General features: G+C 71.0%; 21 protein-coding genes and 2 pseudogenes. 10 read left to right on the top strand and 13 right to left on the bottom strand.

The window, feature by feature from the left end:
- Positions 1–118 precede the first annotated feature (118 nt).
- Positions 119–1,687: a DUF222 domain-containing protein gene (locus AC5L35_RS06145; RefSeq protein ID WP_495058561.1), complete on the top strand. Its 1,569-nt coding sequence runs from the start codon at positions 119–121 to the stop codon at positions 1,685–1,687.
- A gap of 145 nt (positions 1,688–1,832) precedes the next feature.
- Here the strand turns inward: AC5L35_RS06145 and AC5L35_RS06150 are convergent, their stop codons facing one another.
- The 6 genes from AC5L35_RS06150 to AC5L35_RS06175 all read right to left on the bottom strand — a co-directional run bounded on the left by AC5L35_RS06150 (position 1,833) and on the right by AC5L35_RS06175 (position 6,444).
- Positions 1,833–2,615 carry an ABC transporter permease gene (locus tag AC5L35_RS06150; RefSeq protein WP_495058562.1) on the bottom strand — a complete coding sequence of 261 codons (783 nt, stop codon included), beginning with the start codon at positions 2,613–2,615 and terminating at the stop codon, positions 1,833–1,835.
- The gene (locus AC5L35_RS06155) at positions 2,612–3,790 is read right to left on the bottom strand and encodes an ABC transporter substrate-binding protein (RefSeq protein WP_495058563.1); all 1,179 of its coding nucleotides are present in this window, start codon (positions 3,788–3,790) and stop codon (positions 2,612–2,614) included. The genes AC5L35_RS06150 and AC5L35_RS06155 overlap by 4 nt, the downstream gene beginning before the upstream one ends.
- Positions 3,790–4,539 carry an ABC transporter ATP-binding protein gene (locus AC5L35_RS06160; protein WP_495058564.1) on the bottom strand — a complete coding sequence of 250 codons (750 nt, stop codon included), beginning with the start codon at positions 4,537–4,539 and terminating at the stop codon, positions 3,790–3,792. Before AC5L35_RS06160 ends, AC5L35_RS06155 begins: the two co-directional genes overlap by 1 nt.
- A complete protein-coding gene (locus AC5L35_RS06165; protein ID WP_495058565.1) occupies positions 4,515–5,573 on the bottom strand; it encodes an acyl-CoA dehydrogenase family protein in 1,059 nt (352 codons plus the stop codon). Before AC5L35_RS06165 ends, AC5L35_RS06160 begins: the two co-directional genes overlap by 25 nt.
- Positions 5,570–6,115 (bottom strand): DUF4242 domain-containing protein, encoded by a 546-nt coding sequence (locus tag AC5L35_RS06170; protein WP_495058566.1) that lies wholly within the window; start codon positions 6,113–6,115, stop codon positions 5,570–5,572. The genes AC5L35_RS06165 and AC5L35_RS06170 overlap by 4 nt, the downstream gene beginning before the upstream one ends.
- A gap of 104 nt (positions 6,116–6,219) precedes the next feature.
- Positions 6,220–6,444 carry a putative leader peptide gene (locus tag AC5L35_RS06175; protein WP_495058567.1) on the bottom strand — a complete coding sequence of 75 codons (225 nt, stop codon included), beginning with the start codon at positions 6,442–6,444 and terminating at the stop codon, positions 6,220–6,222.
- Here AC5L35_RS06175 and AC5L35_RS06180 point away from each other — a divergent pair.
- Positions 6,373–7,005 (top strand): TetR/AcrR family transcriptional regulator, encoded by a 633-nt coding sequence (locus AC5L35_RS06180; RefSeq protein WP_495058568.1) that lies wholly within the window; start codon positions 6,373–6,375, stop codon positions 7,003–7,005. The genes AC5L35_RS06175 and AC5L35_RS06180 overlap by 72 nt on opposite strands.
- 49 nt (positions 7,006–7,054) lie before the next feature.
- On the opposite strand, the gene AC5L35_RS06185 is transcribed toward AC5L35_RS06180, so the two are convergent.
- From AC5L35_RS06185 to AC5L35_RS06195, 3 genes are all read right to left on the bottom strand, one after another.
- Positions 7,055–7,417 (bottom strand): cupin domain-containing protein, encoded by a 363-nt coding sequence (locus AC5L35_RS06185; RefSeq protein WP_495058569.1) that lies wholly within the window; start codon positions 7,415–7,417, stop codon positions 7,055–7,057.
- Between the two features lie 309 nt (positions 7,418–7,726).
- Positions 7,727–8,743: an IPT/TIG domain-containing protein gene (locus tag AC5L35_RS06190; protein WP_495058570.1), complete on the bottom strand. Its 1,017-nt coding sequence runs from the start codon at positions 8,741–8,743 to the stop codon at positions 7,727–7,729.
- Positions 8,744–8,877: 134 nt separating this feature from the next.
- Positions 8,878–9,618, bottom strand: a complete 741-nt coding sequence (locus tag AC5L35_RS06195; RefSeq protein WP_495058571.1) for an IPT/TIG domain-containing protein — start codon at positions 9,616–9,618, stop codon at positions 8,878–8,880.
- A gap of 843 nt (positions 9,619–10,461) precedes the next feature.
- On the opposite strand from AC5L35_RS06195, the gene AC5L35_RS06200 reads away from it, so the two are divergent.
- Together AC5L35_RS06200 and AC5L35_RS06205 are read left to right on the top strand one after the other, a co-directional pair.
- Positions 10,462–14,727, top strand: coding sequence for a Pls/PosA family non-ribosomal peptide synthetase (locus AC5L35_RS06200; protein ID WP_495058572.1), 4,266 nt, complete (start codon positions 10,462–10,464; stop codon positions 14,725–14,727).
- A 50-nt stretch (positions 14,728–14,777) separates the two neighbouring features.
- Entirely contained in the window at positions 14,778–17,282 is a 2,505-nt protein-coding gene (locus tag AC5L35_RS06205) for a non-ribosomal peptide synthetase (protein WP_495058573.1), read from the top strand.
- Positions 17,283–17,342: 60 nt separating this feature from the next.
- Here the strand turns inward: AC5L35_RS06205 and AC5L35_RS06210 are convergent, their stop codons facing one another.
- The 4 genes and pseudogenes from AC5L35_RS06210 to AC5L35_RS06225 all read right to left on the bottom strand — a co-directional run.
- Complete coding sequence (locus AC5L35_RS06210; protein ID WP_495058700.1) at positions 17,343–18,083, bottom strand: efflux permease Rv1217c-related protein; 741 nt, start codon at positions 18,081–18,083, stop codon at positions 17,343–17,345.
- Positions 18,084–18,107: 24 nt separating this feature from the next.
- Positions 18,108–18,512: pseudogene (locus tag AC5L35_RS06215) on the bottom strand (ATP-binding cassette domain-containing protein); the annotation flags it as partial.
- Complete coding sequence (locus tag AC5L35_RS06220) at positions 18,505–19,260, bottom strand: TetR/AcrR family transcriptional regulator (protein ID WP_495058574.1); 756 nt, start codon at positions 19,258–19,260, stop codon at positions 18,505–18,507. The pseudogene AC5L35_RS06215 and the gene AC5L35_RS06220, both read right to left, overlap by 8 nt.
- 77 nt (positions 19,261–19,337) lie before the next feature.
- A pseudogene (locus AC5L35_RS06225) lies at positions 19,338–19,736 on the bottom strand (homocysteine S-methyltransferase family protein); the annotation flags it as partial.
- Between the two features lie 238 nt (positions 19,737–19,974).
- On the opposite strand from AC5L35_RS06225, the gene AC5L35_RS06230 reads away from it, so the two are divergent.
- The 6 genes from AC5L35_RS06230 to AC5L35_RS06255 all read left to right on the top strand — a co-directional run bounded on the left by AC5L35_RS06230 (position 19,975) and on the right by AC5L35_RS06255 (position 24,437).
- Positions 19,975–21,021 (top strand): alpha/beta fold hydrolase, encoded by a 1,047-nt coding sequence (locus AC5L35_RS06230; protein WP_495058575.1) that lies wholly within the window; start codon positions 19,975–19,977, stop codon positions 21,019–21,021.
- 136 nt (positions 21,022–21,157) lie between these two features.
- Positions 21,158–21,574 (top strand): hypothetical protein, encoded by a 417-nt coding sequence (locus AC5L35_RS06235; protein ID WP_495058576.1) that lies wholly within the window; start codon positions 21,158–21,160, stop codon positions 21,572–21,574.
- A gap of 154 nt (positions 21,575–21,728) precedes the next feature.
- A complete protein-coding gene (locus tag AC5L35_RS06240; RefSeq protein ID WP_495058577.1) occupies positions 21,729–22,277 on the top strand; it encodes a UGSC family (seleno)protein in 549 nt (182 codons plus the stop codon).
- Positions 22,274–23,344: a hypothetical protein gene (locus AC5L35_RS06245; protein WP_495058578.1), complete on the top strand. Its 1,071-nt coding sequence runs from the start codon at positions 22,274–22,276 to the stop codon at positions 23,342–23,344. The genes AC5L35_RS06240 and AC5L35_RS06245 overlap by 4 nt, the downstream gene beginning before the upstream one ends.
- Positions 23,341–23,583 carry a hypothetical protein gene (locus tag AC5L35_RS06250; RefSeq protein WP_495058579.1) on the top strand — a complete coding sequence of 81 codons (243 nt, stop codon included), beginning with the start codon at positions 23,341–23,343 and terminating at the stop codon, positions 23,581–23,583. The genes AC5L35_RS06245 and AC5L35_RS06250 overlap by 4 nt, the downstream gene beginning before the upstream one ends.
- Positions 23,580–24,437: an IclR family transcriptional regulator gene (locus AC5L35_RS06255; protein WP_495058580.1), complete on the top strand. Its 858-nt coding sequence runs from the start codon at positions 23,580–23,582 to the stop codon at positions 24,435–24,437. The genes AC5L35_RS06250 and AC5L35_RS06255 overlap by 4 nt, the downstream gene beginning before the upstream one ends.
- Positions 24,438–24,463: the final 26 nt, after the last annotated feature.

Raw genomic sequence — 24,463 nt, forward strand, 5'->3', positions numbered from 1 at the left:
GCGGCCCCAGGCGGCACTCTCGCGCAGGTGGCACCGGCACGGTTGCGAGGTCACCGAACGGCCGTTGACCTGCGGCGAAGCGCATATGTTCGAACATCCGTTCGAGTACGATGAAGGTGTGTCGGACAGCCCGCTCACCACCGCGCACCGCCTCCTGGTCGAGGCGATCGACACGCTGTCCGCCGCTGCCGAGTCCGGCGCCACCGACGACGAGCTGTTGTCCGTGCTCACCCTGTGCGAGGGCACGAGCAGACGGTTGGACCGGGTCGTCGTGGCCACGGTGTCCACGCTGGAGCGGCGTGGGACGTTCGCCGAGCGGGGTTACAAGTCCACTCCGGCGGCGTTGGGGGATCTGCTCGGGTGGGAACGGTTCGAGGCCCGCACCCGGGTGGTCGCCGCCGAGCAGGTGTGCCCGCGGGTGAGCCTCGACGGCACCGCACTGCCCCCGAAGCTGCCTGCCACCGCCGCGGTGTTCGCCGCCGGGCACACCGGGCTGCGCCACGTCGCGGTGATCGCGCGGGTGCTCGCCAGCCCGGCGGCCGAGCGGCTCACGCCCGCAGTGTGGGCCGGTGCCGAAGCCCAACTCGCCGAGAAAGCCGCCGTCTACACCCCCTCAGAACTGCAGACCTGGGGTGTCGCGCTGGTCGAGGCCCTCGACGCCGACGGGCCCGAGCCCGACGACCGGCCCCCCGCGCCGGTCAACGAGGTGCACCTGGCCCGCCACCGCGGCAAAGCGGGCGGCAGCCTCAAGGGCCGGTTCGACGACGCGGCCATGTTCGACGCCGTCGCCACCGTGATCGACGCCCACGCCCGACCGGTCAGCGGCGACGAGCAGCGCAGCGCCGCCCAGCGGCAGGCCGAGGCACTGGCTGATGTGTGCGGGTACGTGCTCGACCACGGTGACGTGCCCGAGTGCGGCGGGCGCCGCCCGCACCTGAGCGTGCTGATCCGGCTCGAAGACCTGGAGAACCGCGCCCGCGCCGCCTGCCTCGACTTCGGCGGCACCCTCTCGCCGGAGTCGCTGCGGATGCTGGCCTGTGATGCCGCGGTCGTCCCGGTCGTGCTCAACGGGAAAGGTCAGCCCCTCGACGTCGGGCGGGCCACCCGCACCATCCCCGACGGGCTGCGCCGCCATCGCCGCCCGCGACCGCGGCTGCGCCGGCTGCGGCCGCCCACCATCCTGGTGCGAGGTCCACCACATCAAAGCCTGGCACGACGGCGGCGACACCGCCCTGCACAACTGCGTGATGCTCTGCCGCGCGTGCCACCGCCTGCAGCATCATTCCGAATGGGAAGTCCGCATCCGCGACGGACTCCCCGAACTCATCCCACCGGCCTGGATCGACCCCCAGCGAAGACCCCGCCGGAAACCACTCCTGCACCTCGCCGCGTAACACCCGCGGCAGGCCGGTCAGAACGCGCCGGGAGGTCGAGGCCGAGGTTCTCCCGAAGGTGGAACCGCTGTAGTCGGCCGCGACGATCTTGCCTTGCGCAGCTCGTGCGGCAGACCGTTGACGACGAAGTCCTGCTGCCGCGGTCGGCCAGGCCGCCGAGAGTTGAGCACGTCCGGCATCCCGGCCCAGAACCGCTCCTCGACCGCGTCGGCCAGCTGCTCCGGTGTGCCCGCCACGGTCCAGTGGCCGATGTCCGGAGCAGCGATGATCAGCTCGCGGAGGGTGTGAGGTGAAGACGATCTCGGCGAACGCTCGCCCAGCGCCATCCCCGCCTCGGACCGCCCTGCCTGGATCTGCGGCCAGCCGGTCGCAACGGCTGGCGCCGGCGAACGGGACGATGTCCTCGCCCTGGGCTGCGAGTCGCCGTCCCGGCCTGCCCTACCGGCCGCCGAGCAGCCGGCGGGCGGCCACGTCGAGCACGTAGCCGAGCAGCCCGATCACCAGGATCACGGCCATCACCTTGTCGTAGGCGAGCTGGTCGCGGGAGTTGAGGATCTCGTACCCGAGCCCGGAGGTGACGCCGAGCATCTCGGCGGGTACCAGCACCACCCAGCCGATACCCAGCGCGAGCCGGAGCCCGGTAAGGAGGTGGGGACGGATCGCCGGGAGCACGATGGTCAGCAGGGCCTCCCCGCGCGTCGCGCCCAGCGACCGGGCGGCCAGCAGGAAGCCGGGGTCGACCGAGCGCACCCCGGCGATCGTGTTGAGCACGATCGGCCAGATCGCGGCGGTCGCGACGAGGAAGATCACCGGCCGGTGCCCGATGCCGAACAGCCCGATCGCCACCGGCGCCCACGACAGCGGCGAGATCATGCGCAGGAACTGGAACACCGGCCCGGTGGCTCCCTCGAGGAGCGGCACGAGACCCACGGTGAGCCCGACGCCGAGGCCGAGCACAGCGGCCACGAGCAGACCGACGAGGAGGCGCCACAGGCTGGTGGTGATGTCGTCGAGGAGGACGCCCTGCCGCGCGAGGTCGACCACGGCGGGCAGCGCGTGCTGCGGTGCGAACGCGCGCAGCAACGAGTCCGGCGCGGCCAGCACGGTGGTGATCGTCCACCAGAGTGCGATAGCGACGAGGACTCCCAGCACGGGAGGCAGCAGCCCCCGGGCCGGGGAACCGGCAGCGGGCACGGTACGGGGGGAAGCGGTCACCGTCACGCGAGGAGCCCTTCGGTGCGGGAGAACGACGGGGGCAGGCCGAACGCCGCGAGCCCTCCGGACGCGGCGAGGCTCGCGGCGACGAACCGGTCGTCGACGAGGTCGGCGTGGACCGAAGCGGGATCGAGACCGTCGAGGAAGCGGGTGTCGCCGTCCACGACGGTCTCGCGCATCGCCGTGATGAGGGCCGTGGTGTAGCTCGGGAACGGGTAGGGGCTGAAACCGATCCGCTCGCCGTTCCAGTCCGGGCGTCTGAGCACGCTCGCGTACTCGGCGGCGGGGCGGTCGAGCGCCTTCGTCACCACGGGCAGCGGCTGCGGCAGGTACCGCCCCTTCGTGAGCACGGAGGCCGCCTGCTCCCGGTGCCCGCCGAGCCAGAGCTGGGTGCCGACGAGGGCGTCGGTCAGCGCCTGCACCGTGCCCGGGGACCGCTCGACGAGCTCGCGGCGGACCACGACCACGCAGCACGCGTGGTCGCGCCACACGTCCCCGAGGAACCGCAGCACGCGCCCGACGCCGCGGACCTCGGCGGCGGCGTTGAACGGATCGGCGACGACGTAACCGGCGATCGTGCCCGTGTCCAGGGCGGGCAGCATGTCGGCCGGACTCATCACGACGAGCCCCACGGTGCCCTCCGCGGCGGACGGCGCCTGCCGGACCACCGGGACGAGCCCGGCGGCGCGGAGCATCTGCTGGAGCACGACGTTGTGGATCGACCACCAGTACGGGATCGCGACCTGGCGCCCGGCCAGGTCGCGGACGTCGGTGACGTCCGGACGGACGGTGAGCGCGGAGCCGTTGGTGTGGTTCCACGCCACCACGGTCAGCTGCGCGCCCAGCGCGTAGCGCACCTGGACGGCGAAGGGCATCAGCAGGTGCGCGACATCGATCTCCCGGGCCAGGAACGCCTGCGCCAGCGACTCCCAGGCGCGGAACAGCACGGGCCGGTCGACGGTCAGGCCCGCCGCGGCGAACCGGCCGTCGGCGTGCGCGACGAGCAGCGGCGACGCGTCGGTGATCGGCAGGTAGCCGATCCGGATCGGGCCGCCCTGTCCCGCCGTCGGCCGCTGCGCCGTCACGAGGTCGGCGACCCCGGCCACCCCGCCGACCGCGCCGGCGGCGCCGAGCGCGACGCCGCCCGCGAGCAGCGCCCGGCGTCCGATCGGGGCGGCCATCAGCCGGCCGCTCCCCCGGCTCCGGCGGCGACCTGCGAGCGGTAGCCGGCGAACAGCTCCGCACGCAGCGGGTGGCCGGCGAGCGCGTCGTGCGCCACGCGGGGCAGCCCCGGCCAGCGCCCGGTGATCGAGCCCGAGCCGTCGAGCAACGCGATCTCGGAGGCGAGGTAGAGCGCCTCGTCGACGTCGTGGGTGACCAGCACGAAGGTGAGACCCAGCTGGTCGGCGGTCTCCCGCAGCCAGATCTGCATGCCGCGGCGGCTGGCGGGGTCGAGAGCGCTGAACGGCTCGTCGAGCAGCAGGACCTCGGGTGCCACCGCGGCCGCCCTGGCGATCGCGACCCGCTGCGCCTGCCCGCCCGACAGCTGGGCGGGCCGGGCCGGTGCCAGGTCGGCGAGTCCGAACAGCTCCAGCAGCTCATCGACCCGCGCGGGGTCGAACCGTCCGCAGTTGGCCCGGAAGCGCCCGCCGAGCGCCACGTTCTCCTGCACGCTCAGCCACGGCAGCAGCAGCGGCTGCTGGAACACCGTGCCGATCACGCCTGTGCCACCATCGGGCCGACTCACCGTGCCGCCGTCGAGCGGTTCGAGCCCGGCGAGCAGGCGCAGCAGGGTGGACTTCCCACTGCCGCTGGGGCCCAGCACGACGAGCCGGGTGTCCCGCTCGACGTCCAGGTCGGCGCCGTCGAGCACGACCTTGTCCGCGTAGCGCTTCGTGGCGCCGGTCAGGCGGAGCGCGACAGTTCCCACCGGAGTTGTCCTTCCGTCGGGGCCTGGACCGGCAGGAACGACGCCTCCCGCAGGCGTCGGACGACCGGGCTGTCGGATCGGTAACCCGCCCCACCGCGGAGCGTGGCCTCGAGCCGCGCCGCGTCGACCGCGACCGCGGCGGCGTCCAGCCGCAGCCGTAGCAGCCCTGGCCGGTCGGGTTCGTCGGGGCGCGCGGCCCAGCCGTGCAGCCGCTGCCGCACGCTGTCGAGGCGGGCGGTGACGTTGTCGAAGTCCGGCTGCAGGGCAAGGTTCACCCCGGAGACGTGGGCGGCGCTCTCCGCAACGCACCGGGCGGCGAGGCCTGCGCAGAAGGCGCTCTGCACGAGGAGGAAGGTGGGGACGCAGCCCGCGAGGAACCCCCGCAGGTCGGTGGACAGCACGGCGTCGGACGTGACGGCCACGCCGTCGAGCCGCACCGAGGACGACGCCGTCGCGTTCAGCGCGAGGAGCGCCGGGGCCGGCGCCACCTGCACGCCCGGGTCGGAGAGCCGGATGCGGACGACGGCTCGTTCCGCGGTGTCCGGGTCCTGGCCGATGCGCACGGGCAGCACCGTCACCGCGTCCGGGTACAGCTGCGACGCCCAGTGGATCGGCCCGTGCAGCCGCAGCCCGGTCGGCGTGCGCTCGGCGACGACGGGAACGGGCGCGAGCCCGGCCACGTCCCGGAGCGCGGGCGCCATCGCGGTGCAACCGGCAAGCGCTCCGCTGCGGACGCCCTCGATCAGCTCGGAGTCGGCGCAGGCGGCGTTGCGGAGGTAGCTCAGGACCATGCGCTGCGCCCAGAGGGAGAACGCCGTGCTCAGGCACTCCCCCGCGACCCCCTCGACGAGGCCGACCACGCGCGTGAGCGACGTGTCGAGCAGCCCGAGCCCGCCCGCGAGCCGGACGGTGGACCGCGGGTCCGCGCTCCCGGCGTCGACGGCGGCCGCATGCTCCCGGGCCCGGGCGACGACCTGCGCCTCCGCTGACACGGGTGCCGGGACGGCCGGTGCGGCCGCTCCGCCCGGGCTCACCGGGACGTCCCCGGGTCGAGGGCGTGCAGCCGGTCGATCGGCGTGTCGACGGCGGCCCGGCCGCGACGCACCACGTCCTCGTCCGGGGCGTCGTAGAAGCACAGACACTTGACCATGTCCTCGCGCACGTAGGTGCGCAGGAAGCTCACCTCGGGCACGTCGGCGTACCGCGGCGCCTTCGACCGCTTGCGCTCGAGGTAGGTCTGCATGTCGAGCTCGGCGGGCAGGTCCCACTCGACCAGGTATCCCGCCCCCGGCCGGGCGGCCTTGAGGTCGGCCAGATCGGCACCGACGAGACGGACCTCGTCAGGGCCGCTGACGCCGGTGGCCGAGGGCACCGTCTCGCCGGTGACCGCCCCGGCGAGCGCGGTGGCGCCGCTCGCCTCGACGACAGCGAAGACCCGGTCGAGCCCGGCGGTCACCTGTGACTCGACCAACTCGGCCCCGGCATCGGCCGCCGCCTTGCCCACCTCGTCCACCAGCGTGTTTACCGCCGCCCGCTCGGTGCGGGCGGCGGTCAGCTCGAACAGGAACAACGGCATGGGTCTCTCCCAGGAACGACGCAGGCGTGGGCCACCGCGCGCCGGCACGACGGCGCAACACCTTCAGATGATCGGCGGGAATCCCGCCGGGGGACTCGGTCGACTCAGACCGGCAGGGACAACGAGGCCCGACACGCTGCAGACGCGACCCTGAGCAGGTCGACGTGGCGGCGCTGCACCAGCAGGGCGGGGCTCACCCGGCCGACGATAACAGACAGAATGATCGGTCTGAAGTATGCGAGGTCTATGCTGATCAGGTGGCTGTCACCGCTCGCCCGCTTCCCGCGGAAAGACTCGTCACCAGCGCGGCACGACTGTTCGACCGGCACGGCATCCGCGCGGTCGGCGTCGACCAGCTCATCGCCGACGCCGACGTCGCCCGGGCCAGCCTGTACCAGAACTTCGGGTCGAAGGACGGCCTCGTCGCGGCCTGGCTGGAGGAGCAGGACCGGCTCGACCGGGAGGGATACGCGCGGACCGTGCGCGGCATGGCCGACGATCCCGCTCCCCGGGTGCAGGCCCTGTTCGACAGGGCTGCCGTCGCCGCGCGACGGCGCCGCTTCCGGGGCTGCCTCTACCTCAACGCCGCCACCGAGTTCCCCGACTCCACCCACCCCGTCCATGCCGTCGTCGCCGCACACCGCGAGTGGCTGCACGCCGTGCTCACCACCACGCTCCGCCAGGCGGGCGCGACCGATCCGGAGCAGGCCGCCATGCGGATCCACCTGCTCTACGACGGCGGACTCGCCGGCAGCAAGGCCGCGCGTTCCGCCGACCCGATCCGGCTCGCCGGGGACATGGCGGCCGACACGCTCCTCGCCGCGCTCGGGCACGCCGCGGCGGGCAACCCGCCGAGACGCGGCGTGATCGCCGCGGACGCGCCGACCTGAGGCTCTCCTCGGTCGGCCTCCGTCCGCGGAGGTGGAAGCCGATCGAGGGTCAGGCGTAGTAGTCGTTGCCTCGGGAGAACTCGACGAACACGCAGGCTTCGTCGCCGACGGTCCAGGCATCATGCCCGGGCGGCAGCAGCATCACCTCGTTCGCTCCGAACTCCTCCTCGCTGCCGTCGTCCATCACGACGTGCAGCCGGCCGCTGAGCACCAGCCCGACGTGCGGCAGCTCGCACTTCTCCGTGCCGGCGTAGGACTTGAGGTCGTTCGACCACCGGGCACCGGGATCGAAGCGCACCCTGGTGACGTCGACCCCGTCCAGCTGGGCGGTCTGCTTGCTGATCAGGCCGTGGACATCCGGTGTGACAGCGTCCAGATCGGCCTTCTGCATGACAGGTGATGCCTTGGACATCGCGGTTCACCTCGAGATCGTCGATCTGCTGGCCGCGCGGCCACGCACGCGCGACCGGCATCGTCGGGAAGAGCGCCGATACACCATCCATGTCGCACCCCGACCGCGACGACCGCCAATCGAGTACGCGGCTCAGCCGGCGGCCTCGCAGGAGGAGAGCGGACCCGACGACCTGAGGCTCTCCTCGGCCGGCCTCCGTTCGCGGGGACGGAGGCCGGCCGAGGGTCACGGGGAGCGGACGCTGTGTCCGCGGGTCCGGGTGCGCGGGTCGGGCGTGGTGATCGTTGCCCTGCCAGCGCCGCCGGACGCTCAGATCTCCGGTCGTGGGATGTACACGTACGGAAGTCCGCCGCTGGTGCCGCCCGGCGTGGTGAGCGTGACCTGCACCGTGTTGGCGCCCGCTGGGGCCGTGGCGACCACCTGGGTTGCCGACAGCACCGTGAACGGAGCGGCGGTCGCTCCGAAACGGACCGCGGTGGTGAAGGTCAGGTTGGAGCCGCTGATCGTCACCGAGTTCCCACCGGCCGCCGGCCCCGTATCAGGCACCAGCGTGGTGATCACGGGAGGCGCGACGTAGAGGTAGGCGGCTTCGGGACTCGGGCCACCGGGTGCGGTGACCACGACCTGGGCCGTGCCTGCCACGTGCGCAGGCGCGGTGGCGGTGATCCGGGAGTCGGAGTTCACCGTGAACGCCGTGGCGGGCGTGCCATCGAAGGTCACTGCACTGGCCCCGGTGAATCCGGCACCGGTGATCGTCACGACCGTGCCACCGGACGTGGGCCCCTGGTCGGGAGACAGGCTCGTAATCGCGGCAGCGTTCATATAGAAGAACGCCACATCGGCATTGCTGCTGTTTGCACCGGGTTTGGTGACGACGACGGGAGCTGCGCCGGCCTCGTGTACCGGTGTCGTCGCGGTGATCTGGGTCGCGGAGTTCACCGTGAAGATGGTGGCGGGTGCGCCGCCGAAGGTCACCGCGACGACGCCCAAGAATCCGGAACCGGTAATAGTCACGACGGTGCCACCGGGAGTCGGCCCGACCGACGGGCTGACAGTGGTGACCACCGGGGTCACCGGGGCCTGGTATATGAAGTTCAACGGATTGCTGACACCGCTGGCGCCGGTAACGGTGACCAACGCGTTACCCGCCGCGTGCGCCGGTGCCGTCGCTGTGATCTGGGTCGCGGTGAGCACCGTGAAAGAGGCGGCCGGGGTGCCCCCGAAGGTCACCGCACTGATTCCCGCGAACCCGGTGCCGACAATCGACACGACCGCGCCACCGACGGTCGATCCGGTTGACGGGGTGAGGCTCGTCAGCGTAGGCACGACGGCCCTTCTGAACTATCGGCGCCGGAAGAGGCCGGCATTTCGCTGGTCATGATGCCCTTCCTTCCTCGATGTGCCCAAGGAACCGGGGGACGCCGCGAACATGCGGCGCCCCCCGGATTCAGCGGGATGCCTCAGATCCCAGGCCCGGCGAGATAGGTGTAGCCGTCGGGCAGGGTGGCGTCGCCACCCGAACCCGTCACCACCACGTCCGCGGTGCCCGCAGCGCCGGCCGGCGTGACCGCACTCAACTCAGTGGCGGAGACGACGACGAAGCTGGCCGGTACGCCGTCGAACGTGACCTCGGTCGTGGCGGTGAGGTCGGTGCCGGTGATGGTGGTGGCGGTACCGCCCGTGGTCGGCCCTTCGGCCGGGACGATCGCCGTGATGCCCGGTGCGGCCACGTACTCGTAGAACAGGCCGTTCGTGCTGCCTGCCGGGGTGGTCACGGTGACCCCCACCGAGCCGGCGGCACCAGCGGGAACCGTCGCGACGATCGAGCCGGCGTTGGAACTGGTGACCGTCCCGGCGTTGGCCCCGAAGGCGACCCCGCTCGCGTTGTTCAGGTTGGAGCCGCTGACGGTGACCGTCTCACCGCCGGCCACGCCACCCTGGGTGGCGCTGAGACTGAACTTGGTCGGTGGCTCGAGATAGAAGTAGCTCAGCGGATTGCTCGAGCCACCCGACGTGACGACGGTGACACCCACGGCACCGTGTCCGGCTGGGCTGGTCACGCTGATCGAGGTCGGGGTGTTCGCCGTGATCGTCCCCGGCCTCGTGCCGAAACGGACCGCACTCGCGTTGGCGAGACCGGTACCGGTGATCGTCACGGCCGTGCCGCCGGCGCTGGAGCCCTGGTTGGGAGAAATAGGCATGACAGAAACATCCTCACTCAAACATGGGGAAAGGGACTGTGCCGCGCATGGGAAAGCCACCGAATGACTGGGAAAGGGAAGCGATCCTGCCCTGACATCGGCAGTTCCGATGCGGACAGTCGTCACTCTACCGGGTTACTCCGACTGTCAGATCAATCAACGTGGAGTTCATCTGCATGGCCCAATGGCCGGCGGACCGGCCACGCAACGTCAGAGATCTTCGACCATACGGGGCCGACCGCCATGATCGGCTCGCCCCTCCGCGAAACGGAACACACTTTTGATTACGTCGGGTAACGACACCACCAAGAGTTTATCTAAATGCCTGACGAGGCATTTTCGAACTGCCGACGGAACGTTTGCAACTAACATACGACACAAGCGGTCCCGATTTCGATAACGCGGCCTCGATCCCTTCTGCCGAGAGGGTATGGGCGTCCACGGGAAGCGGCAACGCCTGACTTCACCACGAAACGAACCGTATCGCCATCTCGCCGTGAAACGGCCGGCTGCAGGGCCGGCAGCACCATCACCGGCAGATTTCTCGACGCGCACTGGGGAGTTCTACCGGCGCAAATTCACAGGTTCCCTGCGGCGCCTTCAGCTCGATCTGCCGCGCGTCATCCCCGGCGGACGACGCGGGCCGGCCCAGTGGGCGACTCGCGAGCCGGGAACGGGCGACTCGCGGGGGTCGTGGGCCGGCGGCCCGGGTCTTCCCTACCTGCGTTCGGGGGTTCACACCGGCAAGTAGCGGGTCTGCTCGATCGTGCGGACCGCTCCCGAGGCCGAAGGTTCTTCTTGACCGACAAACCGGCACGGCACCTCGATGACTGAGGAGTTCGCGTGAGCCCCCTGAGGCAGACCCCCCGCTCGCAGGTCATGAGCGAGCTGCCGGGCTCGCACTCCGTGGAGCTGCTGGCCCGGCCAGAGCACGGCGACTGGGCGCTCGTGCCCATGTCCGAGCTCGTGCTCGTGGACCAGCACGAGGCGCAGGGCTGGCGGGTCCGCCAGGACGAGCGCCTGGACCACCTGTTCGAGGCGCGGTGCGACTGGGTGCGGACCTACGGCCGGGCCGACCAGCTCGCGGTGGACTCCGACGAGCTGTCGCTCACCTACGACGAGCTCGACGCCCGGGCCAACCAGGTGGCCCGCTACCTGCGGCTGCACGGCGCCGGCTCGGGCGACCGGATCGCCCTGCTGTTCGACCGTCCCGCCGACTCCTACATCGCGATGCTGGCCGTGCTGAAGATCGGCGCCGCCTACGTCCCGCTCGACATCAGCTTCCCGACCGACCGCATGGCCTACATCGTCGAGGACGCCGGCATCCGCACGGTGCTGACGGTGTCGGACGTGGCCGTCCGCGTCGAGCAGGCCGAGCTGCTGACCGGGCGCGGTACCGAGCTGGTGTGCCTCGACCTGGCCGCGCGGCTGATCGACGAGCAGGACTCGCGCCGGCTCATCGACGCCGAGCGGGGGATCCTGGACGATCGGCTCGCCTACATCATCTACACGCCCGGCGCCAACGGCCGCCTGCGCGGCGTGGCCGTCGACCACCCCAGCATCTGCAACTTCGTCAAGGTCGCCGCCGAGGTGTACGGCATCCGGTCCCGGGACCGGGTCTACCAGGGTCTGACGCTCGCGTTCGACTTCTCGGTCGAGGAGATCTGGGTGCCGTGGGCCTGCGGCGCCACGCTGGTGCCCCGGCCGTCGAGCGCGAGCCTGCTGGGCCGGGACCTGCACGCGTTCCTCAGCGAACGCCACGTCACGGCGATGTCCAGCGTTCCGGCCCTGCTGGCCACCATCGAGGACGACCTGCCGGACCTGCGGTTCCTGCTCGTGACCGGCGAGCCCTGCCCGCAGGAGCTGATCGCGCGCTGGCACCGTCCCGGGCGGCGGTTGGTCAGCGTCTACGGCCCGGCCGAGGCGACGGTGACGGCCACCTGGACCGAGCTGCACCCCGACAAGCCGGTGACCATCGGGATCCCGCTGCCCACCTACAGCACCGTCATCCTGGACGTCGAGGACCCGCACCACGCGCTTCCGCACGGCGAGATCGGTGAGATCGGGATCGCCGGGATCGGGCTCACCTGCGGGTACCTGAACCGCGACGACCTCACCGACGAGGCGTTCATCCCGGACTTCCTGGGGCTGCCCTCCAACCCGTCGGGCCGGATCTACCGCACCGGCGACCTGGGCCGGGTCACCCCGGACAGGGAGATCGAGTACCACGGCCGGGTCGACCGGCAGCGCACGACACGCGGCTACCGGAGCGAGCTGGCCGAGCTCGAGCTGTTGCTACGGGTTCCCGAGCTCGCCCAGGCCGCGCCCGGCATCTCCGATCTCGCCGAGGCCCCGACCACTGCGCCCACCCCCGTCGAGCCGACCGGCACGGAGAAGCTCCTGGCCGAGGTGCTGGCCGACGTCCTTGGCGTCGAGCACGTGAGCGCCCACAGCAACTTCTTCGACGACCTCGGCGCCGACTCCATGGTCATGGCCCGCTTCTGCGCACGAGCCCGCAAGCGCGCCGACCTCCCCACCGTCTCGATGCAGGACATCTACCAGCACCCGAGCATCACCAGCCTCGCCACCGCTCTCGCGCCCGCCGCACCGGTTGCGGCTCCCGCGGCCACGCCTGTCACCGGGCTCCTCGGCGAGGTGCTCGCCGACGTCCTGGGCGTCGAGCAGGTGGCCGCCGACGCCAACTTCTTCGACGACCTCGGCGCCGACTCCATGGTCATGGCCCGCTTCTGCGCACGAGCCCGCAAGCGCGCCGACCTCCCCACCGTCTCGATGCAGGACATCTACCAGCATCCGAGCATCACCAGCCTCGCCGCCGCGTTCGCACCCGCTGCGGCCGCCGGGACGACCGCGGTGCCCGAGGCCGCCGCGGTCGAGCCCGTCCCGGTCCCGGCGCCGGCCGAGGTTGTGGCACCCGTCGGCAGGTTCCAGTACTTCCTCTGCGGGCTGCTGCAGATCCTCGTCTTCCTCGGGTACTCCTACCTCGCCGCGGTGGTCACCGAGCGCGGCGTGGAGTGGGTCTCCGCCGGTGCCGGTCTGGTCGAGATCTACCAGCGGTCGGTCCTGTTCGGTGCTGCGAGCTTCCTCGGTCTCTCCCTTCTCCCGATCCTCGCGAAGTGGGTGCTCATCGGCCGGTGGAAGCCCCAGCAGATCCGCGTCTGGAGCCTTGCCTACGTCCGCTACTGGACCGTCAAGATGCTGATCAAGTCCAGCCCGCTCGCCCTGTTCGCCGGCTCGCCCCTCTACCCGATCTACCTGCGGGCGCTGGGCGCGAAGATCGGCCGAGGCGTCGCGATCTTCTCCAAGAACCTGCCCGTGTGCACCGATCTGCTCACGATCGGCGCCGGCACGGTCATCCGTAAGGACTCGTTCTTCTCCGGCTACCGCGCGCACTCCGGCGTGATCCAGACGGGCGCCGTCACCCTCGGAAAGGACGTTTTCGTCGGCGAGCAGACCGTGATCGACATCGGCACCTCGATGGGTGACGGATCGCAGCTCGGCCACTCCTCCTCCCTGCACACCGGGCAGGCCGTGCCCGCCGGTGAGCACTGGCACGGATCCCGCGCGCAGCGGACCGACGTGGACTACCGGCGGGTCGGCACGGCCGGCAGCAACAGTCTGCGCAAGGTCGGCTACACCGTCCTGCAACTGCTGAGCATGCTGCTGGTGGGCCTGCCGCTGGCGATCGGCGGTGCAGTCGTGCTGTTCATGCAGGTCCCGCAACTCGGTGCGCTTCTTACCCCGGGCCCGATGGCGTTCACGACCTGGACGTTCTACCGCGACGCCCTGGTCGCGTCCGTCGTGCTCTTCATCGGCTTCCTGATCGTCGGCCTCCTCGTCGTGGTCGTCGTCCCGCGCGTGCTCAACCTCGCCATCACTCCGGGCAAGGTCTACCGCTTGTACGGCTTCCACTACTGGGCCCACAAGACGATCGCCGGCCTGACCAACCTGAAGTTCTTCCCGTATCTGTTCGGTGACAGCTCCGCCATCGTCAACTACCTGCGTGTCCTCGGATACGACCTTTCCCGCGTCGAGCAGACAGGGTCGAACTTCGGCCAGCGGGTGAAGCACGAGAGCCCGTTCCTGACCTCCGTCGGCACCGGAACGGTGATCGCCGACGGGTTGTCGGTCCTCAATGCCGACTTCTCGAGCACGTCTTTCCGCGTGTCGCGCACGTCGATCGGCGCGCACAACTTCCTCGGAAACAACATCGCCTACCCGGCGCAGGGCAGGACAGGCGACAACTGCCTCCTCGCGACGAAGGTCATGGTCCCGATCGACGGAGAGATCCGAGAGGGAGTCGGGCTGCTGGGCTCGCCGAGCTTCGAGATCCCGCGCTCGGTCCAGCGTGATATCGGGTTCGATCTGGAGAGCGCCGACGAGCTGCGCAGCCGGCTTACCGCCAAGAACTGGCACAACACCGTCACGATGGGGCTCTACCTGCTGGTCCGCTGGCTCTACGTCTTCGGGATCATCACGATCGGCGCGGTGGCGGCGGAGTTCTACCATGTCTTCGGCGCATCGGTGATCGCATTCGCCAACGTCCTCGTCCTCCTGTCCAGCGTTGCCTTCTTCGTGCTGGTCGAGCGTGCCGTCACGCGGCTGCAGGCCCTGCGGCCGGACGGCTGCTCCATCTACGACCGGAGTTTCTGGCGGCACGAACGGTTCTGGAAGGTGCCGGCCACGGCGTATCTCCAGGCCTTCAACGGCACCCCGTTCAAGAGCGTCATCTGGCGGCTGCTGGGCGTGCGGATCGGCCGCCGGGTCTTCGACGACGGCTGCGCATTCGTGGAGAAGACCTTCGCCGGCATCGGCGACCACTGCACGCTCAATGCGGGAAGCATCGTTCAGTGCCACTCGCAGGAGGACGGCGCATTCAAGTCGGACCGCACCACGATCGGTTCCGGCGTCACGCTCGGCGTCGGCGCCTTCGTCCACTACGGAGTGACGATCGGTGACGGCGCGGAGATCGCGGCCGACTCCTTCCTCATGAAGGGCGAAGAGGTCCCTCCGCGAACGCTCTGGGGCGGCAATCCGGCCAGGGAGCTGCGGGGCGAAATGCCGGTCCTGTCGGAAAGCACCACCAACTGAACCGCCGGTGGTCGGCGGACGTTCATGCACCGTGAGACGGAGGAAAAATCATGGGAAAGCTTGCTGAGGCCGACCGGGCGTTCTGGCGTGGTGTGCTCGTCGCGGGTGGGTTCACCGCGATCCCCCGGTGGCCCGCGGATGCGGTCGCCACTGTCGCCGAGCACGAGGCACGGATCGCGGACGGACTCGTGGCCGACCTGCGCCGGGTCGCCCAGGAACTGGCGGTGCCGATCAGCTCGCTGCTCCTGGCCGCACACGCCAAGGTGCTGGCCGCGCTCTCAGGTGAGCGGGAGGTCGTCACCGGCTACGCCGCGACGGTGACCGGACGGCCCGTGCCGTGCCGGATGTCGACCGAGGCGCCGTCGTGGCTGGCGTTGGTGCGGGAGGCCCGGCACAGCGAGTCGGGACTGCTGGCGCACCGGGGGTTCCCCGTCGACGACCTCAGGAACGAGCTGGGACTGGCCGGCCCGGCCTTCGAGACCGTGTTCGATCCGGCCGGCGCAGGCGGCGATCTCGACGAGGACACCGTGCTGTGGGTGGAGGTCGCGCGGCGGTCCGGGCGGTGGACGCTGCGGCTGCGGCACCGCACCGACGTGCTCGACGCGGAGGCCGCCGCGAGGATCGCGGGATATCACCTCAGTGCGCTGAGGTTGATGGTCTCGGACCCGGATGCGGAGCACGGGCGGCAGAGTCTGCTGTCGGCCGAGGAGATGCGCCACCAGCTCGAGGATCTGGTCGGGGAACGGCGTGAGCTGCCGCCCTACCGGTTCCACGAGCTGTTCGAGCAGCGGGTGCGGGCACATCCCGACGCGGTCGCTGCGGTGCACGGGGTTCGGGAGTGGACCTACCGGGAACTCAACGCGCGGGCCAACCGGTTGGGGCGGGCGCTGCTGGCACGGGGACTGCAGCGTGAGGACGTCGTCGCGGTGGTGACCGAGCGCAACCTGGACTGGATGGCCGCGGTCCTGGCGATCTTCAAGGCCGGTGGGGCGTACCTGCCGATCGAGCCGCACTTCCCGGCCGACCGGATCGCGACGACGATCTCACGCGCGGAGTGCCGGCTCGTGGTGACCGAGCCCGGGAGCACCACCACGCTGGACAAGGCCGTGGACTCGATCGCCGGTGTGCAGACGGTGTTCGTCGACACCGCCTACGCGGAGGACCACGATGACGGTGATCTCGGTATCGCCGTGACGCCCGACCAGCTCGCCTACATCTACTTCACCTCCGGTTCCACAGGTGAGCCGAAGGGGGCGATGTGTGAGCAGGCGGGGATGCTCAACCACCTCTACGCCAAGATCGACGCCTGCGAGATCGGCGAGGGGCAGGTCGTCGGCCAGGTCGCGCCGCAGTGCTTCGACATCTCGCTGTGGCAGCTGATCTGCGCCCTGATGGTCGGAGGCCGCACGGTGATCATCGAGCAGGAGGTGATCCTCGACGTCCAGCGCTTCGTCGAGAAGGTCATCGACCAGCGGATCGCGGTGCTGCAGGTCGTGCCCTCCTACCTCGAGGTGGTGCTGTCCTACCTGGAGCAGCACCCGCGCGAGCTCCCGGACCTGCACACCGTGTCGGCCACCGGTGAGGCGCTGAAGAAGGAGCTGACGCAGCGCTGGTTCGCGGCCGAGCCGGCGATCAAGCTGGTCAACGCCTACGGGCTGACCGAGACCTCCGACGACACCAACCACGAGGTCATGCACCGGGCGCCACACGGCGACCGCGTGCCGCTCGGCCCCTCGTCGCCCAACATGGACGTGTACGTCGTCGACGAGAACCTCCAGCCGGTGCCGCTGGGTGCCCCCGGGCTGATCGCCTTCGCTGGTGTGTGCGTCGGGCGGGGCTACGTCAACGACCCCGGCCGCACCCGGGCCGCCTACCTGGCGGACCCGCACCGGCCGGGCGAGCGGCTCTACCGAGGCGGCGACTACGGGCGCTGGTTGCCGGGCGGCAAGCTCGACTTCCTCGGACGCAAGGACTCCCAGGTCAAGATCTCCGGTTTCCGGATCGAGATCGGCGAGATCGAGAACACCCTGCTGCGGGCACCCGGGGTCCGCGACGGAGCGGTGGTGGTGGCGGAGCGGGCCGACCGGAACAAGCAGCTGGTGGCCTTCTACTCGGCCCCCCAGCCGCTCGACGTCGACGTCCTGCGCAACCGGCTGGGCGAGTCCCTGCCGTCCTACATGGTGCCCGCGGCGTTCCACTGGCAGGAGAGCCTCCCGCTCACGGCCAACAGCAAGATCGACAAGAAGAAGCTCACCGCACTCGTCGGCGAGCTGGAGACCGTCGAGCAGGGCTACGAGGCGCCCCGGACCCCCACCGAGCAGTGGCTGGCGGCCGCCTGGGCGAAGGTCCTCGGAGTCTCGGCCGACCAGATCGGCCGCACCGATCACTTCTTCGACCGAGGCGGCAACTCGCTCTCAGCGGTCAAGCTGGCGATCGCGCTCGAGCGAGTCGTGTCCCTCCAGGATGTGATCCGCTGCCCCGTCCTCTCCGACCTCGCACAGCTCCTCCAGCACGATCTCGCGGGCACGCAGCTCGTGCGGGGTTGTGGTGGCTGAACAGGAAGGCGATCGCGATCGCCCCGAGCCCTTGCTTTTCGTCGCCGCGCGAGTCGAGTGTCAGCTCCTGGTCAGGTCCCGGCGCCGCAGCGTTGCGAGCCCGACCGCTACCAGGGCGGTGGCGAGAAGGGTGAGCATCAGGTAGGTCAGTGGTGTCGGTTGGTAGTAGGGGCTGACGTGGGCGAACGGCGACAGGGCCGGGTAGACGACGTCGGGTAGCCCAGCTTTCACCGCGATCTCCGCGGCGATGCCGGTGAGCATGGCGAGCCAGCTCACCATCGGGGCGGCGCGGTTGGACAGTCCGAATGCCACCAGGACGACGCCGACGATCACCCAGATCGCGGGTACCAGCGGGAGAGTGAGCCCGAGCGCCCGAACGAGCTCGCCCGGGTCGCCCGTTGCGGCCGTCGCGCCGATGCCGAGCCCGATTCCGAGACTGAGCTGCAGGAGCAGCGGCGCTGCCAGCGCGACACACAGGTGGCTGCTTGCCCATTGTGTTCGGCTGTGCGGCGTGCTGAGCAGCGACTCGGCAATTCCGGAGGCCTCCTCGGTGCGCAACCGCAGCAGAGTAAGGACCGCGTGCGCGGCGCTGATGAACACGAACACGAAGATGACGTAGACGAAGAGCGCGTCGGCCGGGTCGGCCAGCCGCATCGCGGCGGCCCAGTCGCTGACCCAGTCGGCGTCTGCGTAGCCGGTCATCGCTGTGGCGCCCATCGAGCCCATCACGAGTCCGAGCGTGACGAGCCCGGCCGCCACGGTCAGGACGCCGCGTCGATGCAGTCGCCAGGCCAGCCGCAGCGGGCCACGGAGACCGGGCGCGGCATGGCCGGTGGAGTAGGTGCGGGCCTTCTTCGTCGGGTCCAGCTCGAACCGCTCGATCAGCTCCGCCCGCCGTCGCGGGTCGGCGCCGCTCCGCATGCGGGTGAGCAGGTCGATTACCTCGCCACCGGTCAGGTTCGGCCAGAGCGCCACGTCACTGGGCACGTAGGCCAGCCGGCGATGCAGCGCCGTCGCGTCAACCCACGGATCGCCCCCGAGGACCTCGACATGCCCTCCGGTCGCGCGCATCAGGCCCAGGAGGACGCGAATGGTCGTCGACTTGCCGGCGCCGTTCGGACCGAGGAAACCGTGTACCTGCCCCGCCGGCACCCTCAGGTCCAGCCCGTCCAGCGCCCGTACCCGTCCGAACGTTTTCACCAGACCGTTCACCGTGATGGCATCACTCATCACGGGCGTCCTCCCGGCGCTGCTCCGCGGCCGATCGGAGGTCGGCGCCGTCCGGCGAGTCGAGGAACGCCGACATCGCCGCGTACGTGTCGGCGATGCCGAGCGGGATCCGGTGAGCGTTCGCACGGTCGAGCACGTTGACCCCCATCCGGCGCGACAGATGCTCGTGCATCACCAGCGTGCCGAGATGCATCGAGCTCATCGTCGCCGCCGCGTCGCGCACCCGGGCCGATCCGAGCGGAAAGCGTTCTGGCCACAGCGTGGAAAGCCACCTCTCCGCCAGCGCCGAGCCCGCGTCGAAGAGTGCCGCGGCCGCAGGCGAACCGTCCACGAGCGCACGCGCCAGGTAGCGCGTACTCAGCTCGCTGCTCGGATACATGCCGGCGACGAACCCCGGCTGGTGCCCCGCCCCCTCCATGGCGCGCTCCGCCTGCTCCATCAGGGTGCCGATCGCGAAATCGTCGCACGCCCGCTGCAACCCGGCCTTCGACCCGAAGTGATGTTGAACCAGCCCGGTCGACACACCCGCCGCACCGGCGACACCACGAAGGGACGTGCCGGCCACACCGCGCTCGGCGAACAACGCCAGCGCGACATCACGGATCCGAGCTCGCGCCGTCACGTCCTCCGATGGCCGGTCGACCGGCCCACCGGACGCGGGCCCCCGGGGCACGATCGGCCCCCCGTTGATAATCACACCGCGACCATACGGTTGTATCGTAAACAGCACAAGTGTATTGTCGATCATCTGCCTCGCGTCTGGGAGGCTGCCGGCGTCCCGCGCCCGGCCGGTGATCAACCCCGGGCGAGGCCTGCGTCGACGATTGCCACTGCGAACGCCTCGGCCAGCGGTTGACCTGCGCGAGTGAAGTTGCCGTCGATGCTGTACGTCAGCCACGCCGGGACACCCCACCCGGCCACGGCCGCCACCAGGGCCTCGGCCTCGTCGGCGTCCGGCACGGTCTCGAGGGCCAGTACGTCCGGGCCCGCCTCGGCCAGCACTTCCAGCCGCGGCCGGTGCCACGCCCACAGCGCGGCAACGCTCATTCCGTAGCGGCCCCGGTACTCCGATCCGTCCGCCAGGGCCGCACCATACGGTCCGGCCGAAGCCGCGACCCACCGCCAGCGCCCGTCGGCGGCCGGCTCCACGCCGCGCCGCAGCATGCGCGCCGCGCCGGCCCGGTCGACGCCGCGTGCCGCGAAGCCGTCGAAGGAGGACTGATAGGGGAGATCAGGACAGCACCCTCCGCCCGGGAAAGCTCAGTGACCCACCTTAGAACGCAATGCGCCGGCCCCCGCACGCATGATCGTCCGCGCCGATAGGACCGCAGGAGCGGCGCGAATGGCCCACGGCCACATGGCCGGTTGACCCTTGCCGAGGAGCGAGCACCATGAGATGACGTGAGTCCCGGTGGCGCGCTCACGGGTCCAGGCATCGCGCCGGAGATCAGGAGGGGTCGAGATGGGAAACTACTATTCCGAGGAGAACCACGGCCCGCATCGGTATTTCGAGCTGGGTGACTACGAGTTGGAGAGTGGGATCACCCTCCCCAACGCCAGGCTCGGCTACAAGACGCACGGCGAACTGAACGAGGCCAAGGACAACGTCGTCCTCTTCCCGCACATGTGGTCGGGCACACCGAAGGCGATGGAGATCTTCATCGGCCGAGACCGGCCGCTCGACCCAGGTAAGTACTTCATCATTCTGCCCGGCCAGTTCGCAAACGGGTTCTCGTCATCGCCCAGCAACACTCCACCACCTTTCAACGGCGGCGCCTTCCCGAACGTCACCATCGGCGACGACGTACGTGCCCAGCATCGACTGCTGACCGAGCAGTTCGGAATCGAGCGTCTGGAGTTGGTACTCGGCTGGTCGATGGGCGCCGAGCAGACCTATGAGTGGGCCGTCCGCTTCCCAGGCATGGTGAAGAGAGCGCTGCCGTTCGCGGGGACCGCGAAGACCACTCCCCACGACTACCTCTTCGTACGATCCCACGAGGATTCCCTGAAGTCCGACCCCGCATGGAACAACGGTTTCTACTCCGACCAGAGCGACGTGCACGTCGGACTGCGCCGGCACGCTCAGATCTGGTCGGTGATGGGACTGTGTCCGGATTTCTACAATTCGGAGGCCTGGCATAGCGTCGGGTTCACCTCGCTCGAGGACTTCCTCAAGCGCTTCTGGGAAGCCTACTTCGCACCGATGGATCCGAACAACCTGATCTGGATGGGCTGGAAGTGGCGCCACGGCGATGTCAGCCGCCACACCGGCGGAGATCTCGCCGCTGCACTCGGGCGGATCACGGCGAAGACCTACGTCGTGCCGTTCTCCCGCGACATGTTCTTCCCACCGGCCGACTGCGAGGCCGAGCAGCGACTCATCCCGAACAGCGAGTTCCGGGTCGTCGACAGCCTCTGGGCACACTTCGCGATGTTCTGCATGACCGACCGGGATCGCGAGCAGATCGACTCGTGCATCTCCGACCTGCTGAAGGAGGAGGTCCGCTGACTCACACATGACCGTGCCAGGCCGCTTCTGGCGCCGGCTGGACGACGGCCGGGTGCAGTGCGATGTGTGCCCCCGCGCCTACACGTGGACCCGGTCGAGAAGAAGCCACTGAACCACTTCCTGCCCGGCACCCCGGGTGCTGTCGTTCGGGACCGCGGGCTGCAACCTCTCCTGCCGGTTCTGCCAGAACCGGGACATCTCGTTCTCCAGCCGGGAGCAGGCGATCGTCGCCGCGATCGAGTCGGAGCGGGCCCTGCGGATCGGTGCGGCCCCGCGGGCCCGGCCGGCCGACGAGCCCCTGGCCGAGGCCGTCGTCGAGAGGCTCTCGTACCTCTCGTTCCCGCGCTGCAGGCGACCGACCCGCCTCGCCGAGGAGTGCGACGACGAGCAGGACGGGGAGCACGATGCCGACCCCGACACGTGTCCTGGCTCCGCGACGGATGACCCAGGCGGCGCGGCCGGCGTCGCATCTCGCCTCCGCGCGGACTCTGCGCAGGTCGGAGGGCGTGTCCCGGAAGCGGTCGCGCGCTTCCACGGCACGGAAGGCGCGTAGCCGGGACGTGACGCGCGCCGTTACCTTCGGCCCGACCGACGGTGCAGGGCCCCGCCGCCGGCGCTCGGAAGCCGGCCGCTCGTCGCGGCTCCGGCACCCGCCACTCACTCCGCGCGGCAGCCGACGTGCGCCGCGGCGACGGGAGGGACCCACGTTGTTCGAAGCCCTCATCGACCCGACGGCAGGCGCCACCCCGACAGACGGCGCTCTCCCGCTCGCACCCCGGCCTGCCGACCTGCGTGGCCGCACCGTCGGGCTGTTGGCCAACACCAAGCGCAACGCCGAGCAGTTCCTGGACGCGGTCGCCGACCTGCTCGCCGCCGAACACGGCGCGACGGACGTGGTGCGCCGCCGCAAGCTCAGCATCACCGATCCGGTGCCGCCCGGCACGCTCGCGGAGCTCGTCGCGGCGTGCGACGTGGTCGTCGTCGGGGTCGGGGACTGCGGCTCGTGCAGCGCCTCCGCCGTCGCCGACGGGTTGGCGCTCGAGGCCGCGGGGGTCCCGGCCGTCGTCATCTGCAGCGACGCGTTCACCGTGAGCGCCGACGCGATGGCCCGGCTGCAGGGCAGCCCCGGCTACGGGTACGTCACCACCGCGCACCCGGTCGCCCCGCTGGACGCCGACGGCGTACGGGAGCGGGCGCGACTCGCCCTGCGCGAGATCGTCGGGACGCTGACGGCGGACGGCGTGGCGGCGGCGTGACACTCGACTCGGCGCTGGACCGGGACGCGGAACGGCTGGCCTACGCCCGCCGCGCCATCGAGCACGCCTACGAGCAGGGCTGGACCGACGGGCTGCCGGTGGTCCCGGTGACGGCGGAGGTGGTGGAGGCGTTCCTCGCCGCCACCCCGCGCCTGCGCACCGAGGTGGTCGCCGCACAGCCGCACCTCGACCGCACCTGCACCGTCGAGCAGGCCGCGGTGAACTCCGCGATGGCCGGCTGCCGCCCCGAGCACTTCCCGGTCGTCCTCGCGGCCTGGGACGCGCTGATGCCGCAACGTGTCGTCACCGGCGGCGCCTGGCAGAGCACCAGCGGGCCGGCCCCGCTGATCATCGTCAACGGTCCGGCGCGGGCCGACCTCGGGATCAACTCTGCGGGCGGCGTGCTCGGACCGGGGTTCCGGGCCAACGCCACGATCGCGCGGGCGGTCGGCCTCATCGTGCGCAACGTCCTCGGGGTCCGGCCGCACGAGCTGGAGCAGGCCACCCAGGGCGTGCCGGGGCGGTGGTCGCTCTGCATCGGGGAGAACGAGGAGGAGAGCCCCTGGGAGCCACTGGCCGTCGAGCTGGGCCTGCCGCCGGACACCGACGCGGTCTCCGCCGTGCTGCTGCGGACCTGCGAGTTCGTCGACAACCGGCACACCACCGTCGCCGAGGAGGTGCTCTGGGACCTGTGCGACACGGTCTCGCGCACCGGTGCGGCGATCGGGCGGCACTCCTCGGCCGGGCTCGTCCTCGGCGTGGAGCACGCGCAGCTGCTCGCCGGCGCCGGCTACACCAAGGCCGACGTGCAGCAGTGGATGTACGAGCACGCCGTGCGCAGCCACGCCGACCTCGAACGTGCCGGCAAGGGTCTCGGCGGCCTCGACGGGCCGGGAATCGACGCCGACGGCCTGCACATGCTCGCCGCGCCGGAGCAGTTGCTCGTCGTCGTGGCCGGAGCGCGCAACGCCGCGATGTCGATGGTCGTGCGGCCCTTCGGGTTCGGCGGCTGGTCGCGCACCGCGCACCCGATCGACCGCGCCCGCACAGGAGGACCGAGCTCATGACGATCGACGACACCGCCCTCGCCGGACTGCGCGCCACCCTCGCCGCCGACGACTACGCCATGGAGGTGCGCCCGCACGGCCTCGGCGTGCAGGTGCAGATCAGCGCGGGCCCGGAGGCGTGCGCCGACTGCCTCGTCCCCAAGCCGATCATGCGCAGCATCCTGCACACCGCGCTCGGCGTGCCGGAGGAGGCCATCGAGCTGGCCTACCCCGGCGACGAGCCCGGGACCGCGCCGTGACCGCCCGGGGCCCGACGGGGGCAGGCCCCGGCCGCGACGCGCGGGACCTGCCGCGGGACGCGCTGCGCGACTCGCCGCTGCGACGGTTGCTGCTGCTGCTCAGCTCGTTCGACCTCCAGCACACCGAGCTGACGCTCACCGAGCTGAGCAGGCGCTCCGGCCTTCCGCTGACCACCACCCACCGCATGACCGGCGAGCTGGCCGGCGCGGGAGTGCTGGAACGGACCCCGGCCGGGCGCTACCGGGTGGGCCTGCGGCTCTGGGAGATCGCGGCACACGCACCGCGGGCGTTCGGCCTGCGGGACGCGGCCTTCCCGTTCCTGGAGGACCTCTTCCTGGCGGTGCGCGAGAACGTGCTTCTCGCCGTCCGCGACGGCGACGAGGTGGTGTTCGTCGAGAAGTTCTCCGCCCCCGGTGCGGTGCCGGTGCTGTCGTTGCTCGGCAGGCGCCGCTCGATGCACGCCTCGAGCTCCGGCCTGGTGCTGCTCGCCCACGCCGAGCCGGAGCTGCAGGAGCGGGTGCTGGCCCGCCCCCTGCGCCGTTACACCGCGAAGACGCTGGTGGACCCGGCCGACCTGCGGTGCGAGCTCGACCGCGTCCGCAGGAACGGCTACGCCATCGCCGACGGGCACCTGTCGCTCTCGGCGGTCTCGGTGGCCGCGCCCGTCCGCGACGAGACGGACGCGGTCACCGCGGCGATCACCGTCGTGCTGCCCGCGAGCCGGGCCGACGCCCGCAGGCTCGTGCCGGCGGTGGTCGCCGCGGCCCGGGGGATCTCGCGGGCCCTCGACGCCCCGAGCGCGGGGCGCGGCCGCAGGACCCGTGGCGGGCAGCGGCCCGTGGCGTCCCTCTGACCTCAGCCCCTCCCCACCACCTCCCG

Source organism: Pseudonocardia sp. OZ21 (genome assembly GCF_059359135.1).

Excerpts from the sequence above, each read along its gene's own strand:
- AC5L35_RS06155 (WP_495058563.1), bottom strand. The coding sequence starts at position 3,790 with ATGGCCGCCCCGATCGGACGCCGGGCGCTGCTCGCGGGCGGCGTCGCG.
- AC5L35_RS06170 (WP_495058566.1), bottom strand. The coding sequence starts at position 6,115 with ATGCCGTTGTTCCTGTTCGAGCTGACCGCCGCCCGCACCGAGCGGGCG.
- AC5L35_RS06195 (WP_495058571.1), bottom strand. The coding sequence starts at position 9,618 with ATGCCTATTTCTCCCAACCAGGGCTCCAGCGCCGGCGGCACGGCCGTG.
- AC5L35_RS06230 (WP_495058575.1), top strand. The coding sequence starts at position 19,975 with ATGGGAAACTACTATTCCGAGGAGAACCACGGCCCGCATCGGTATTTC.
- AC5L35_RS06185 (WP_495058569.1), bottom strand. The coding sequence starts at position 7,417 with ATGTCCAAGGCATCACCTGTCATGCAGAAGGCCGATCTGGACGCTGTC.
- AC5L35_RS06250 (WP_495058579.1), top strand. The coding sequence starts at position 23,341 with ATGACGATCGACGACACCGCCCTCGCCGGACTGCGCGCCACCCTCGCC.
- AC5L35_RS06220 (WP_495058574.1), bottom strand. The coding sequence starts at position 19,260 with ATGATCGACAATACACTTGTGCTGTTTACGATACAACCGTATGGTCGC.
- AC5L35_RS06205 (WP_495058573.1), top strand. The coding sequence starts at position 14,778 with ATGGGAAAGCTTGCTGAGGCCGACCGGGCGTTCTGGCGTGGTGTGCTC.